This window comes from Nonomuraea turcica, assembly GCF_030718205.1.
In the GTDB taxonomy this organism is placed as follows: Bacteria; Actinomycetota; Actinomycetes; order Streptosporangiales; family Streptosporangiaceae; genus Nonomuraea.
In genome coordinates this window covers 22,723-36,875 of the sequence record NZ_JAUZQF010000007.1, presented here as the reverse complement: position 1 = coordinate 36,875, position 14,153 = coordinate 22,723, and the positions used below count along the sequence as shown (strand labels likewise).

Annotated in this window: 10 protein-coding genes; 4 read left to right on the top strand and 6 right to left on the bottom strand. The window is 71.4% G+C overall.

Annotation, left to right across the window (positions count from 1 at the left end; genetic code table 11):
• The first annotated feature begins 97 nt into the window (after nt 1-97).
• Nucleotides 98-2,014 carry an aconitate hydratase gene (locus Q9G87_RS19260; protein WP_305917768.1) on the top strand — a complete coding sequence of 639 codons (1,917 nt, stop codon included), beginning with the start codon at nt 98-100 and terminating at the stop codon, nt 2,012-2,014.
• A 63-nt stretch (nt 2,015-2,077) separates the two neighbouring features.
• On the top strand, nt 2,078-2,509 hold the full coding sequence (locus tag Q9G87_RS19255; RefSeq protein WP_305917767.1) for a CBS domain-containing protein: 432 nt from the start codon (nt 2,078-2,080) through the stop codon (nt 2,507-2,509).
• Nucleotides 2,510-2,675: 166 nt separating this feature from the next.
• Here the strand turns inward: Q9G87_RS19255 and Q9G87_RS19250 are convergent, their stop codons facing one another.
• Nucleotides 2,676-3,872 (bottom strand): MFS transporter, encoded by a 1,197-nt coding sequence (locus Q9G87_RS19250; protein ID WP_305917766.1) that lies wholly within the window; start codon nt 3,870-3,872, stop codon nt 2,676-2,678.
• Nucleotides 3,873-3,930: 58 nt separating this feature from the next.
• Here Q9G87_RS19250 and Q9G87_RS19245 point away from each other — a divergent pair, with 58 nt between their 5' ends.
• On the top strand, nt 3,931-4,902 hold the full coding sequence (locus Q9G87_RS19245; protein WP_305917765.1) for an ArsR/SmtB family transcription factor: 972 nt from the start codon (nt 3,931-3,933) through the stop codon (nt 4,900-4,902).
• 32 nt (nt 4,903-4,934) lie between these two features.
• Here the strand turns inward: Q9G87_RS19245 and Q9G87_RS19240 are convergent, their stop codons facing one another.
• From Q9G87_RS19240 to Q9G87_RS19220, 5 genes are all read right to left on the bottom strand, one after another.
• The gene (locus tag Q9G87_RS19240; RefSeq protein WP_305917764.1) at nt 4,935-6,101 is read right to left on the bottom strand and encodes a pectate lyase; all 1,167 of its coding nucleotides are present in this window, start codon (nt 6,099-6,101) and stop codon (nt 4,935-4,937) included.
• Between the two features lie 257 nt (nt 6,102-6,358).
• A complete protein-coding gene (locus tag Q9G87_RS19235) occupies nt 6,359-10,777 on the bottom strand; it encodes a cation-translocating P-type ATPase (RefSeq protein WP_305917763.1) in 4,419 nt (1,472 codons plus the stop codon).
• Between the two features lie 187 nt (nt 10,778-10,964).
• On the bottom strand, nt 10,965-11,306 hold the full coding sequence (locus Q9G87_RS19230) for a histone-like nucleoid-structuring protein Lsr2 (protein ID WP_305917762.1): 342 nt from the start codon (nt 11,304-11,306) through the stop codon (nt 10,965-10,967).
• A gap of 488 nt (nt 11,307-11,794) precedes the next feature.
• Complete coding sequence (locus Q9G87_RS19225) at nt 11,795-12,979, bottom strand: MalY/PatB family protein (RefSeq protein ID WP_305917761.1); 1,185 nt, start codon at nt 12,977-12,979, stop codon at nt 11,795-11,797.
• The gene (locus tag Q9G87_RS19220) at nt 12,976-13,455 is read right to left on the bottom strand and encodes a mycothiol transferase (RefSeq protein WP_305917760.1); all 480 of its coding nucleotides are present in this window, start codon (nt 13,453-13,455) and stop codon (nt 12,976-12,978) included. Before Q9G87_RS19220 ends, Q9G87_RS19225 begins: the two co-directional genes overlap by 4 nt.
• 95 nt (nt 13,456-13,550) lie before the next feature.
• Here Q9G87_RS19220 and Q9G87_RS19215 point away from each other — a divergent pair, with 95 nt between their 5' ends.
• Nucleotides 13,551-14,102, top strand: a complete 552-nt coding sequence (locus Q9G87_RS19215; RefSeq protein ID WP_305917759.1) for a CGNR zinc finger domain-containing protein — start codon at nt 13,551-13,553, stop codon at nt 14,100-14,102.
• The last annotated feature ends 51 nt before the right edge of the window (nt 14,103-14,153 follow it).

Below are 14,153 nucleotides of genomic sequence, written 5' to 3'. Positions count from 1 at the left end.
CTCCTGACCGCGGCTACCCCAGCCCGTGGACCGCTAACGATCTGCTCGCCGGCCGTCGGCCGACTCCTCCCGCCCCATCGGGGTAGAGGAGTCCCTCGTGAGCTTGAACGTGACGCAGAAGTTGATCGCCGCACATCTGGCGAGTGGTGAGCTGCACCCAGGTGAGGAGATCGGGCTGCGGATCGACCAGGCGCTGATCCAGGACGCCACCGGCACGATGGTGATGCTCGAACTGGAGGCTCTCGCCCTGGACCGGGTACGCACCGAGGTGGCCGTCCAGTACGTCGATCACAACCTGCTGCAGACCGACGAGCGCAACATGGCCGACCACGTGTTCCTCCGCTCGGCCTGCCGCCGGTTCGGCATCTGGCACTCGCGCCCGGGCAACGGGGTGTCCCACCCCACCCACATGCAGCATTTCGGCGTGCCGGGCAAGACGCTCGCCGGGTCCGACTCGCACACTTGCGCGGCCGGCTCGCTCGGCATGCTGGCCATCGGCGTCGGCGGCCTGGAGGTGGCCATGGCCATGGCCGGGGAGCCGCTGTTCGTCACGATGCCCGAGATCTGGGGCGTACGGCTCACCGGCGCGCTGCCGCTGTGGGTGAGCGCCAAGGACGTGATCCTGGAAATGCTGCGCCGTCACGGCGTACGAGGCGGCGTGCACCGGATCATCGAATACCACGGGCCCGCACTCGGCACGCTGACCGCGATGGACCGGCACGTGATCGCCAACATGGGCGCCGAGCTGGGCGCCACCACCACGGTCTTCCCCTCCGACGAACGGGTCCTGGAGTTCCTGCGCTCGCAAGGCCGGGCCGGCGACTTCACCGAAATCCTGGCCGACCCCGGCGCCGCTTACGACCTGCACGACGAGATCGACCTGTCCACGCTCGAGCCGCTGATCGCCCGCCCCGGCTCGCCGGGAAACGTCATCCCCGTACGGCACGCCGCGGGCGAGCCGGTCCACCAGGTCGTCGTGGGATCCTCGGCCAACCCCGGCCTCCGCGACTTCGCGGTGGTGGCCGACATCCTGCGCGGCAGGCAGGTGCACCCCCAGGTATCCCTGGACGTGAACCCCACCTCCCGGCAGATCCTCACCGATCTCACCAAAATGGGCGCCATCACCGCGCTCCTCGAGGCCGGCGCCCGCATTCACCAGACCGGCTGCCTGGGCTGCATCGGCATGGGCCAGGCGCCCGCCGTAGGCCGCAACAGCTTGCGCACCTTCCCCCGCAACTTCCCCGGCCGCTCGGGCACCCACGACGACTCGGTCTGGCTCTGCTCACCCGAGACCGCCGCCGCCGCGGCGCTGACCGGCGCCATCACCGACCCACGCGACCTCGGCCTCGACCCTCCACGGGTACGCCTGCCGCGGACGGTCAGCGCCGGCACGGCCCTCCTCGAACCGCCGCTGCCGGCCGGCCAGGCACGCGAGGTGGAGCTCAGCAAGGCCCCGAGCATCGGCTCGCTGCCCGAGCTCGACCCGCTGCCCGACTCCCTCACCCTGCCGGTCGTGCTCACGGCCGGCGACGACCTGTCCACCGACGAGATCATGCCGGCCGGCGCCCGGGCGCTGCCCTACCGCAGTAACATCGCGGCGCTGGCCGACTTCGCCTTCACCCAGATCGACCCGGACTATCCGCGGCGGGCCCGCGACGCGGGCCCGCACGCGATCGTCGCCGGCCGCAACTACGGCCAGGGCTCCTCACGCGAGCACGCCGCCATCGTGCCCCGCTACCTGGGACTCCGCGTCGTCATCGCCAAGTCCTTCGCCCGCATCCACTGGCAGAACCTGGCCAACTTCGGCGTGCTGCCGCTGGAATTCGCCGACGAATCCGACTACGACGCCATCGGCGGCGAACTCCATTTCGAAGGCCTGCGCCAGGCGGTCGAAACCGGCACCGAACTGACCGTGAACGGCGTGGTTCTCCGGCACCGCCTCTCCCACCGCCAGCGCGCCATGGTCCTGGCCGGCGGCTGGATCCCTTTGCTGAGACAGCATGCATCGAGGTAGTGCGCGACCTGCTGGGTAGGGGGACGGCGACCACACGATCCATCCACTACTGGGAGGCCGCACATGGGTCAGGGAATCGGCAAGACCGTCCGGGACGTGATGCACGAGGGAGCGCAGTGCATCGGCGCGCATGAGTCCCTGCGCAGGGCGTCGCAGATGATGCGCGACCTGGGGGTCGGCGCGCTGCCGATCTGCGGGGACGACGACCGGCTGAAGGGCATCATCACCGACAGGGACATCGTGATCAAATGCTGTGCCGAGGGCAAGGACCTCGACCGGACCGTGGCGATCGAGCTCGCCAGGGGCCTGGTGTGGGTGGAGGCCCGCAGCAGCGTGGAGGAGGCGCTGGAGAAGCTGGAGCAGCACCAGATCAAGCGCCTGCCGGTGATCGACCAGCACCGCATCGTGGGCATGGTCAGCGAAGCGGACCTGGCCAAGGAACTGCCCGACAACAAGCTCGCCGAGTTCGTCCACCGGGTTTACGCCCCCGCGTGAGACGGCATCTGCCCGGGGACGGCGTCCCTCCCAAGTCACCGCCCCCGGCTGGTCCCCTCGGAGGCCACACCATCATCATGCGTCCCCCGACCGGTGATGTGAATGATCTTTGCGCGGTTGGTAGAGACATTTGTGCACTCTTGACCGGTGAATGCCCATCTGTCGGTCAGCGTACGGCCGACGTGGCGATGTCCTCCTCACCACTGCGGTCGGGGCGTAGCCCAGGCGCCAGGCACACGGTGACCAGGACCGAGGCCGCCGCCATCGCGGACATGGCGAGGGAGGGAGAGGTGTATTGAGCGAGGGCGCCGGCCAGAGCGGCTCCGACGCCTTGCATGGTCATCATGCCGGAGGAGTGCAGTCCCAGGGCTTGTCCCCGTACGTCGGCGGGAGTGAGCGCGACCAGCCGCTCCTGTAGCAGGAGGCTGGCCGCATACCCGATGGAGGCCAGCGTGATGGCCACCGCCGCCATCGGCAGCCCGGGACGCAGGATGAAGATCAGGTATGGAACGGCCAGCAGCAGCCGCAGCGGGGCGGCGAGCCGTTCCCGCCACCGGGCCGGGACGAACCGTCCGATGAGCACGTCTCCGGTCAGCATGCCGAAGGCGGCCAAGGCGAACAACAGGCCCGCGTGCTCCGGCGCGTACGGCACGAAGAGCGCCTCGCAGCCGACGATCAGCCCGTTCGGCACCCACAGCGCCAGATAGACGTACCGGCGAGGCGCCGATGACCACAGCCGGACGTTGTTGCGCCACGTGGCGGCGACGGACGGGCGGCCGGAGGCGCGTGCCGGCCTGCGGGCCAGCCCCACGTACGCGATCAGTGCGGCGGCCAGGTCGAGGATCGCCGCGGCGAGCAAGGTGCCCTGCGGGGACAGGGCGCTGACCAGCAGGCCGCCGAGGGCGAACCCCACGATCTGCGTGATGCCCACCGACATGTTGAGCACGGATCGGCCGAGCAGGTAGCCCTGGCGCGGAAGGATCTCGTTCAGCAACCCGAAGCGCACCCCGCCACCCAGCGAAGCGACCAGCCCGAGGCCGAACAGGACGGCGAAGAGCGCCCACACCGGCAGGCCGGGGATCGCCATCACGGCCGTCCCGACCCCGAAGGCCGCGGCCAGGGCGGTCAACGCGGCGCGCGGCGGCAGCCGATCGGCCGCCGACATCAGCGCCGTCGCGCCGATCACCTGGGCGAAGGAGGCGCCGAACATGCTCAGGGCCGACAGGAGCGGCGACCTCGTCGCCGCGTAGACGAGCGTGCCCAGAGCCAGCCCGCTCACCGTCGAGGCCATCGTCTGTACGGCGGAGGCGGCGAACAACGGCGTGAACTCCGGCGCCCGGAAAAGGTCCCCATACGTACGCATGCGGGAATCTCATCGGCCTCAGCGGCTGGACTGTTAAGGTTTCGCAAGGGGGCGAAACATGGGCTGGTGGGAGGTCAACGCGGACACCCTTGCCAGGAGCCGGTTCGTGATCTCCCCTCTCGCCGAGACCACCGCCGGCTTGCTGACCTTGGCGAAGGGCGTGGCCGCGCATCCGAGAGAGCATGCGTGGCTCGATGCCCACCTGCCGGCCTACCGACGCCGGCTGTCCACCGACCCGGTCAGCGCGCTGCTCGTGCGTGCCGCGCTCGGCCACCGCTGGATCGCCGACTTCCTCGTGCCCACGCCCGCCGGCGACGGAGAGGCGACGTTCGAGGACGAACTGGAGCGCATACGTACGACTCCCGCCGAGATCGTCCACACGGACCTGAAGGTGTCGCTGGGCGGGCCGCTTCCCGCCGCGCTGGACCGCACCGATCTGGCCGAACGTGCCGCCGACCTCCTGGCGTGGGTATGGCGGGAGGCGATATCGCCTTACTGGCCGCGGCGCCGCAGGGTCATCGAGACCGACATCGTCGCGAGGTCGGAGCGGTTGAGCCAGGGCGGCTGGGCCGCGGCACTGGATGACATGCGACCGGGGATGCGCTGGCTGGGCGAGGGCCGGCTGCAGATCAACGCACACGACAACCCGCCCAGGGAGCTGTCCGGTGCTCAGTTGCTGTTCGTGCCGGTGACCCCGAGCTGCGGGTGGGTCAGCTGGCACCTGCCCCTCCGGTACGCCGTGATGTACCCGTGCAGGGGCGCCCTCGCCGAACAGGACCGGTTGCCGGTGCCTGACGCCCTGGGCAGGTTGCTGGGGCCGGCCCGGGCGGGGGTGCTCGTTCTTCTCAACAGCCCCAAGAGCACGACCCAGCTCGTGGCGCTGACCGGCCAGGGGCTCGGGTCAGTGGGCCGCCACCTCAAGATCCTGCTGGATGCCCGCCTTGTCCGGCGGCACCGCATCGGCCGGTCCGTCTTCTACTCCCGGACGAAGATCGGCGAGGCCTTGATCGAGGGCCAACGAGACGACTGACGCCGGCGGGCACGGCGGCCCGCCGTCGCCGGCTACCGGTAGGTGAGGTCGGATGAGGAGTAGATGCAGTTGGTGCCGTCCGCTCCGGTGCCCACCTGGGTGGGCTCGTCGCCGGTGTTGTTGCCGTTGTACTTGCGGCAGATCACCATGGCCCGGTTCGGGTCGTTGACGATCGTGATCCCGGTGAACCGGGCGGTGTCACCGTAGTTGACGTTGACGCCGGCCACCGTGTTGCCCGGGCGGGTCAGCGTGACGTTCCGGATCACCACGTTGCGCTGGTACTGCGTCGAGCAGTTGCCGCACGAGCGGTAGAACGTGCCGAAGTTGCTGGCCTGGAAGTTCTGGACGGTCAGCGTTCCGGGGCCGTTGTGCTGGAAGACCTTGTCGCCGGCCGACCGGGCGCCACCACCGTCCACGAGGAAGGCGGGCGAGCCGCTGCCGCGGAACGTGGCCGCGTCCTCGCCGACGTCCTCCCACCACACGTTGCGCAGCGTGCAGGGGCCGGTGCAGTGCACGCCGTCGCCGGCGGGCGCGCCGATGATGACGTTGGAGAGCGTCGCACCGGGGGCGAGCCGGAACATCGGGTCCTGGCTCTCCTCCTGGCTGCCGTCGCCGATGCAGCAGTAACGGCGCATGCCGCCGTCCAGGCCGCTTGCCGGCACCTCGATGGTGCCGTTCACGCCGACCTGCCCGGTCGGTGTCGGCCAGCTCGGGGTGGGCGGTGGCTGGCTGCCGACCTCGAAATCAAGGTAGTCGAGGTTGGGGAGGCCGGCGGCAGTGGTCGGGTTCAAGCGGATGGTGTTGCCGCCGGCGTTCACCGAGACGGTCACGGTCTTGGTGACCCAGGTCGACCACGCGCCGGTGCCTTCGAACGATGGGGTCTGGACGGTGGATCCGTTGACGATCAGGCCGGCGGGCCGCGCCGTGGTGGTCCCGTTGGCGAACCGGATGCCCAGCGTCGCGGTGCCGGCGGCGGAGGCGTTCACGGTGAACTGGGCGTAGGCGCCGGAGGCGTTGTTGCCGTTGCAGAAGCCGCTGCCGGAGTAGCCGGCCCAGTTGGAGTCGATGGTGCCGGTGCAGGTCGCCGGCGAGGTCTCGGCCTCGTAGCGCGTGGGCGCGGCCTGCGCGGCCGAGGGTGAGAGTGCGACGAGTACGCCGGCTAACAGGCCGGCGCACGCGATGACGGTTTTCAAGCGCATCGTTCGTCTCCGTGGGGGCTCGTCGTAGGTGCCTATCGGGGCTGGTAAGCGCTTTCCGTACGGTGAGCAGAGTTAAGCACCCACCACCGGGCGTGGAAAGGCGTCATGCGGCGACCTCCTCGCCGCGGCGCGGCCGACCCCGCCGGGAGCGGGCAAGTCGGGCGAGGTCACGGGCGGCAAGGCGGTGGGGAAGGGGAGGACTGTCCTCAGGCTGTGCAGGTGAAACTTTCACGAGAGGTGATGCCCGTGAGGGGCCTTCATGCCTCGGTGGGCGCTTCGGTCGAGGGCTCAGCGATGAGGAACGCGGGTGTCCACCGGCTGAGCGCGGCGCCGAGGACGCTCCCGGCGGTGGCGCTGCCGAGGACGATGCTCCAGGCGATCGGCCCGAGCGGGGTGCAGCCGAAGAAGCGGCTCACGATCGGCGTTTGGATGACGGCGGCGAGCACGGCGGCCGAGCTCAGACCGGCCGTCAAGACGTTGCGGTCCAGGCCGCCGGTCAGCAGGGTCTGGCCGAGCTGGGTGCCGACCAGGGCCGCGAGTGCCACGGTGGAGGCGCGGCGGGAGCGGCCGGTGAGGCGGGCGGCGAGCCACGCGCCGCCTGCTCCGGCGGTGGTGGCCAGGGCCCGGGTCGTCATCTCCTGGGTGAGCGGCTGGCCGAGGGAGATGTCGGGGCCCTCGCGGAGCAGGTGCGCGACGTCGTACCTGCTGGGCGGGCGCAGCGCGATCGCCAGCGCGGGCGCGAGGTCGGTGAGCAGGTTGACGAGCAGCAGCTGGCGGGCATTGAGCGGGGATCGGCCGGTCAGGGCCGTGCCGAGCACGGTGAAGGCGATCTCGCCGAGGTTGCCGCCCAGCAGGATGCCCAGCGCGTGCCGTACCGACGACCACATGGCGCGGCCCTCCACCAGCGCCTCGATGATCGTTTCCAGCCGGTCGTCGGAGACCACGAGGTCGGCGGCGGCCTGCGCGGCCGGGGTGCCGCGGCGGCCGAGCGCGATGCCGACATCCGCCAGCCTGATGGCGGCGGCGTCGTTGGCCCCGTCGCCGGTCATCGCGACGACCTTGCCCAGCCGCTGGTACGCCTGGATGATGCGGACCTTCTGCGCCGGGCTGCACCGGGCGATCACGTCGATCTCCGGCAGCCGCCGGTCCAGCGTGGCGTCGTCGAGCCGGTCGATCTCCGCCCCGGTGATGATCTGGTTGGGCTTGTGTCCGGGGTTCATGGTCGCCGCGATCGCGTCGGCCGTCGCCGGGTGATCGCCGGTGATCATGACGGTCTGCACACCGGCTTCGCGCAGGTGCTCGACCGCCGGGGCCGCGCTGGTGCGCACCGGGTCGGCGAGCGCGAGGAAGCCGAGGAACACCAGGTCGCGGATCGCGTTCTCGTCGACCTCGTCCGGCGTGATCGCCATGCGGCGCTCGGCTACGGCGAGCACCCGGTGGCCGGCTCCGGCGAGCCGCTCGGCCAGCTCCGTCATGGCCGCGCGCTCACCGTCCGTCAGATCTCGCTCGGAGCCGGCCAGCAGGCGCCGCCGGCAGCGGGACAGCACGACCTCAGGTGCGCCCTTGACGCTGAGCAGGGTGTCCTTGCCCGACCGGCCGAGGGTGGCGTGGAAGCCGCGCGACGGCTCGAACGGCAGCACGAGGAGCTTGTGCCAGCCGCGGTGCCCGGTTCCCGGCCGGATCCTGGCCCGGCGCGCGCACTCCACGACGGCGCGATCGGTCCGGTGCGCCAGGTCATGGGGATGCCGCGCGTCCGGGCTGGCCCGCAGCGCCGCCGCGACCACGGCCCGGCACGGATCGTCCAGCGACTGCGGCGGGCAGCCGTGGGCGCCGTCGTGAACCTCGCGCACCGCCAACCGGCCTTCGGTCAAAGTGCCGGTCTTGTCGAAGCACAACACGTCCACCCGCCCCAGAGCCTCGATGGTTCGCGGGTTACGCACCAGCGCGCCGAGGTCGGCCAGCCGGCGGGCGGCGGCCAGCTGGGCGGCGTTGACCAGGAACGGCAGCCCTTCGGGCACCGACGCGATCGCCAGGTTCACCGCCGCGCCCAGACTCTCGCGGACCGACGTGCCGTGCAGCAGCCCCGCCCCGACGACCGCGGCCCCCGACCCCAACGCCACCGGCAGACTCCGGCGGGTGAACCGGCGCAGATGGACCTCGACGCCGGTGGTGGGCGCGCTCTGCCGGGCGGCCGCCATGCTGCGCCCCACCTCGGTGTCCGCGCCGGTCGCCACGACGACCGCCACGGCCCGGCCGGCCGCCAGCGTCGTGCCCTCGTACAGCATGGAGCGGCGCTCGGCGACCTCCGCGGCGACCACCGGCGCCGGGTCCTTCACCACCGGCAGCGACTCCCCGGTCAGCGACGACTCGTCGGCCTCGACCCCCTCCGCCTCCAGCAAGCGGCAGTCGGCGGGGACGACGTCGCCGGGACCGAGCCGGACCACGTCGCCCGGCACAAGCTGCTCCGCGGTGACGACACGGTCGATGCCGTCGCGGCGGACGGTCGCCCCGACCGCCGATCGCGCCATCAGGTCGGCCAGGGCACGGTCGGTGCGTACCCGCTGCACGGCGCCGGTCAGCGCGGACAGCCCGGTGACCCCGGCCACCAGCCCGGCGTCCACCAGCGATCCGACGACCGCGCTCAGCGCCGCCCCGCCGGCCAGGATGGGGGTCAGCGGATTGGCCAGCTCTTCCATGAACGCCGTGCCCAGGCTGGTGCCCAACGGCTCCAGGCGACCGCCGGCCCGCCACCGCCGTCGTGCCTCGTCGCCGGTCAGCCCGCCATCGGTGGTGTCGAGCCGGCGAAGAACGGCCGCCGGCGGCATCAGGTGCCACGGCGGGCGCGCGGCGGCGCGCGTGGGCGTACGCGTGTGCAGGTGATGGGCGCGCCACACCCCGTCGAAGAAGCTCAGCGCCGCGCCCGCGTTGACCGCTGCGATACTCCGCGCGGCCGGCCGCGCCGGCCCGCCCTCCAGCGCGGCCACCGCGCCGATGCCGGTGGCCGCCTGCGCCAGCATGATGCAATCGCGGTCCACGCAGCGAGCCGCCGCCACGGCCTCCACCAGCAGAACCACCGTCCCGAACTCCGATCCGACCAGCACATGCGCGCCCCACGGCGGCGGCGAGCCGTCCTGGTGCACGCCGATGCCGCAGTCCGCGGCGCCCAGCGCCCGCCGATCACTGGAGATCATCATGACCGCTCCGCCGTCGGCCTGGAGCTCGCGGACCGCGGCGGTCAGGCCACGGGAGCGCTCCACCACGGCGTCGGCGTAGCCGGGCCGCGCCCGCTGGTCGTCGGTGGCCAGCACGATTCTGAGGCCGGCCCGGCGTGCCGCGCCGATCACCGCGTCGAGGCCCGCCGCGGTCTGTCTCTCTGCCGCCATCACGGCATCCAGCCGCCGGCCCCTGGCCAGGCCGAGGACCACCTCGGCCCGGCCCTTGGCCAGCCGCCGCCGCTCCCGTGCCCCGGTGCGGCCGCGCAGCTCCAGCTCCTCGACCGGCCCCAGCACCCACTCGCCAGAACGGCGGACGGTCCGGACGTCGTCGGGCGCGAACAACGCGAAACCGGCCTCGGCCACCTCGCCGGCGTCCACCCCGGCCAGCGGGACCAGGTCGGTCAGCTCCCACCGATTCGAGCGCAGGGCGACCTCGTCCAGCATGAGCGTGTCGAGGCGGCCCAGCAGACGCAGCACCGCCCGGTCCATCACCAGCGCGCCGCTCCGTGCCAGCACCGTCCCCAAGTGGGAGGCAAACGCGGCCCGCCCCGCCTCGGTCGCCTTGGGCAGCGTGGCAAGACCCACGGCCGCCGCCCGCCGCCACCCCACCAACGGCATGGCCGCGGGCACCGCGGCCGCCCCGAAGGCCAGCACCCGCCGCTGGTAACGCTCCACCGGGCCGTCGGGCAGCCGGCACGGGCGCTCGACCACCACGGGATCGGCTCCGGCGTGCTCGGGACCGCGGATGAACCGTGGCTCGGCCTCCTGCCACGCCTGCTGAGAGGCCCGGGCCTCCTGCCACTGGCCGATCCGCTGGGCGACGTCCAGCACCACGCCCGACCCGCCCGCCGCGAGGGCGTGCGTCAGTCCGGCGGCCATGGAGACCAGCGACTCCGCCCGCTCCTGCCCGTGCAGGTGGTCGGCGGCCACCTCACGCAGCCCTGGATGCAGCGAAGCGGCCGAGATGAGACCGGCCAGCTCGGTCGGCAGCGGCGCCCACGGCGCCAGCCGGGTGAGACCGGACAGGGCCAGCGCGGCCGTATCGACGGCCAGGTTCGGCAGCGCGCGGGTACGCGCAGGGCCCTCGGCGGGGTGGTGCAGCTCCTCCTCGGCGATCTCCTCATCGACGTTGATCGGAGCGGACTCGGCCTGCGCCACCAGAGCCACCAGCTCCCGGCGCGGCGGCGGCGGGTCGGCCAAGGCGACCACCACCCGGCACGCCGGGGCGTTCACCCGAGCCCACAGCACCCCCGGATGCCCCTGCAGCGTGCGCTCCACCCGGCGCGCCACGCGGGCGCCGCCCGGGCCGTGCACACCGTGCGTCTCGATATGCAGGCGACCGGGGCACTCCCACACATCCCGCGCATCGCGCTCACCACCCAGCAGCCAGCCTGCCACCCCGGTGACCAGACCCACCGCGCCAGAGACTGGGGCCGGTGCCCGCAGCCCCATCAACGCCATGTCTCTCCTTCCCGCACGTTCTGTGTCTGCTAGTGCCCGAGCCGGCTCTAGTCATGCCAGGGTGTCGTCGCGGGTGGAGGCATCGTTCACGTAACGCTGCACATGCTGGGGGAAGGTTCGCTGAAATGCCCGGGTTCTTCGTGGCCCGGGTTGAGCGCCGGGGTGCCGGCCGGAGCGAGGCGCTAGGTCAGTGGGCGTCCTCGTACTGCTTCACGACGCTGGCGGCGATGCGGCCACGCTCGCTCACCGGCAGACCTTGCTCCCTGGCCCACCGCCTGATCTCAGTGGACTTCTCACGGCTGATGGCCCGGCCGGTGGCGGCTGCCCCACGTCGCCCGCGAACGGCCCTGTCGGCGCGGACCGGGCGTGCCTTGGTGATGAAGACGGCGAGGGCTTTCTCCAACTTCTCCCTGTTCTGACCCGACAGGTCGATCTCGTAGGTCGTCCCGTCGAGAGCGAACGTTGTGGTTCCGTCGGCGTCACTGCCGTCGATGTCATCGATAAAGGATTCCACGATGCGCTTCACCATGATGTTGCTCCAATTACGTTATGGTTGCACGTACTGTAGCGCCCTTCAGTACATTATGCATCGGCTGGAGCCTGGCCTTCGAATCATGAGCTCCACGAACTGGCCCTGGACCGCAAAGGCCTTCACGCCTACATTCATGAGCCCGGACAGATACTGGTCGCTGATGTGGTCATGCACCCTAATCTTCCGGCCCAACGGGGGTCTCGGCGATTGAAGTCATGCGGTAACCCTCCCGAAGTCAATGGCGATGAGATCGGTTGTGTTGAAGGGGAATTCAACGCTTGCTCAACTGTATCGGCATTGACGGGCTTGCTGTGGGCGTGCGGGAGACCATGAAAATTCCGGTACGCCCGTTCGGGACTCTCGTGTCGTTTGCCCGGAGCGCTCGCGGCTTGAACGACGCGGCATTCGCCAGAACGGCCGCCTTCGGCGCGGTGTCCGATGGCGGCCGCGGTCAGGGAGGGCGGACCTGTACGTGGTCTGAGCGATCAGGACGGGACGGTCAGGACGCGGTCGAGGATCTCTGTGAGGTTGGACGTGCTGGTCGCGAAGTTGAGCCGGGCGAACGCGGCGGTGTCGACCGTGGTGTGCTGGGAGAACTCGGCTCCTTCGCTGAGCTTGACCCTCGCCAGGCGTTCGAGGCGTTCGGCGGGGGCGGCGGTCCCGATCGGGCTTGCCGTGAAGTCGAGCCAGCTCAGGTAGGTGCCCTGCGGGGAGTGGTAGCGCGCATCCCAGGGCAGCGTCGCCGCCCACTCCTCGACCAGGCGCCGGTTGCGCTCCAGGGTGCTCATCAGGGCGGCCAGCCAGTCGTCGGAGCGGCGCCAGGCGGCCACGGTGGCGACCCGGCTGAGGGTGCTCGGCGTTCCGAAGAAGTCGAGCGGGGCCTGGTCCAGCGCGTCGCGCAGCCGGTCGGGGCCGATGTGCGCGACGGCGCAGCGGAGCCCGGCGATGTTGAAGGCCTTCGTCGCCGAGGTGGCCGTGACCGTTCGCGCGGCGGCCGTGCCGATCGTGGCGAACGGCACGTGCCGGTGCGGGGCGAACACCAAATCGGCGTGGATCTCGTCGGCCAGCACCACCAGGTCGAGGTCCTCGGCCGCCGTGGCCAGGGCGCCCAACTCGGCGGGCGTGAAGACGCGGCCGGTCGGATTCTGCGGGTTGACGACCACCAGCATGCGGCAGCCCTGCTCCCGCAGGTGCCCGGCGAGCCCCTCGGCCTGGAAGCGCCACCCCGTCTCGCCGCGAGTCATGGGCAGCGGCACGATGCGCCGTCCTGCCCGGGCGATGCTCGCCAGGAACGGCGGGTACGCGGGGACGTGGATGGCGACGCCGTCACCCGGCTCCGTGGCGTACTCGATCATGACCTGGAGAATCTGCAGCAGGTCGCTGAACACCCGCGCCCGCCCGGGCTCCGGGCGCCACCCGTGGCGAGTGATCATGCGCTCCTCGAACGCCTCGATCACCGGGTCCGCGCCCGGCCAGTACGGGTAGCCGAAGTCCGCGCGCCGCGTGACCTGCAGGATGCTCTCGCTGACGGCGGGCGGGACACCGAAGTCCATGTCGGCCACCCACGCTCCGATGGTGCCGTGGGGCAGGGAGCCCCACTTGACGCCGTGCCCGGAGCGCAGCCGTTCGACGTCGATGGCCTCGAACAGGTCGGCGGGCGGGCGGTTCACGGCGTCACCGCCGTGTGCCGCCCGGCGAGGATGGCGTCGCGCAGAATCTCCATCTGGCCGTGGTGCTGCGCGAGCTCCTCATAGACGTGCAGCAGCGCCGCCCCTTGGGTCAGCTCCCGGTCGGGGCCGAGGAAGGCCGCGGGCGGTGTGCCGCGCAGCGGCGCGGCGGGATCGGCGGCGTGCACGTCCTCGGCGAGCCGGGCTCGTACCACTGCCACCCTGTCCAGCAGTGGGCTGACGGCTCCGGCGGCGGCGAACTCGGCGTCGCGATCGCGGACGACCTCCCGTCCGGCCACGAGCTGCCCCGCCCAGTACGACACCACTCCCAGGCAGTGGGTGAGCAGCGCGTACGGCGAGTTGGCGCCGGGGAGCGGCGGCCTGGTGCTGGCGAGCCGGTCGCCGAGACCGGCGACGATGCCGGCCATCCCGTCCAGGGCGCGGTCGACGTAATAGAGGTAGTCGTCATCGGTGATCACATGGGGCTCCTGCGCGAGATCCGGGGATGAGGTAACCGGCTTAGTAGGTGTACGCAAGATTGCGGCAGCGATATGTAACCTGTCAAGATGGTGTCGTGGGCTTCATCTTCGTCAGCGGCAACCTCGCTCTCGACTTCATGGGCACGCTCAAATGGCGGCGCACCGAGCCGGAGGAGCTCCTGGCCACCCCCGCCGATCTCGGCCGATGGGCCGTCGAGGCCGGGGTGACGAGCGAGGAGCCGGCCGTCGACGCCACGGATCTGCGGCGGCTGCGCACGCTGCGGGAGGCCGTCTACCGGCTCGTGACGACGGCCATGGACGGCCGTCCCTGGCCCGAGGGCGACCTGCGCGTCGTCAACGAGGAGGCGGCCGGAGCGCCGCCGCGGATGACGCTGACGCCTGCGGGGCTCGTTCGTTCCGGAGACGCGGGCACGGTCGCCTCGAGCGTGGCCCGCGCGGCGGCCGAGCTGCTCGGCGAGCTCGGCGAGCTGCGCATCCGCGAGTGCGCCCTGGAGGAATGCACGCGCATCTTCATCGACCGCTCCCGGGGCGGCAACCGCCAATGGTGCGGGATGGAGGAATGCGGCAACCGGGTCAAGGTCGCGAACTACCGCTCCCGCAAGCACAAGGCCGCAGAGATCAGTTGAGACGACTAACAAAGAAAAGGCTTGGCAAGCGCTTTCCCTAGCCGGTAAAAC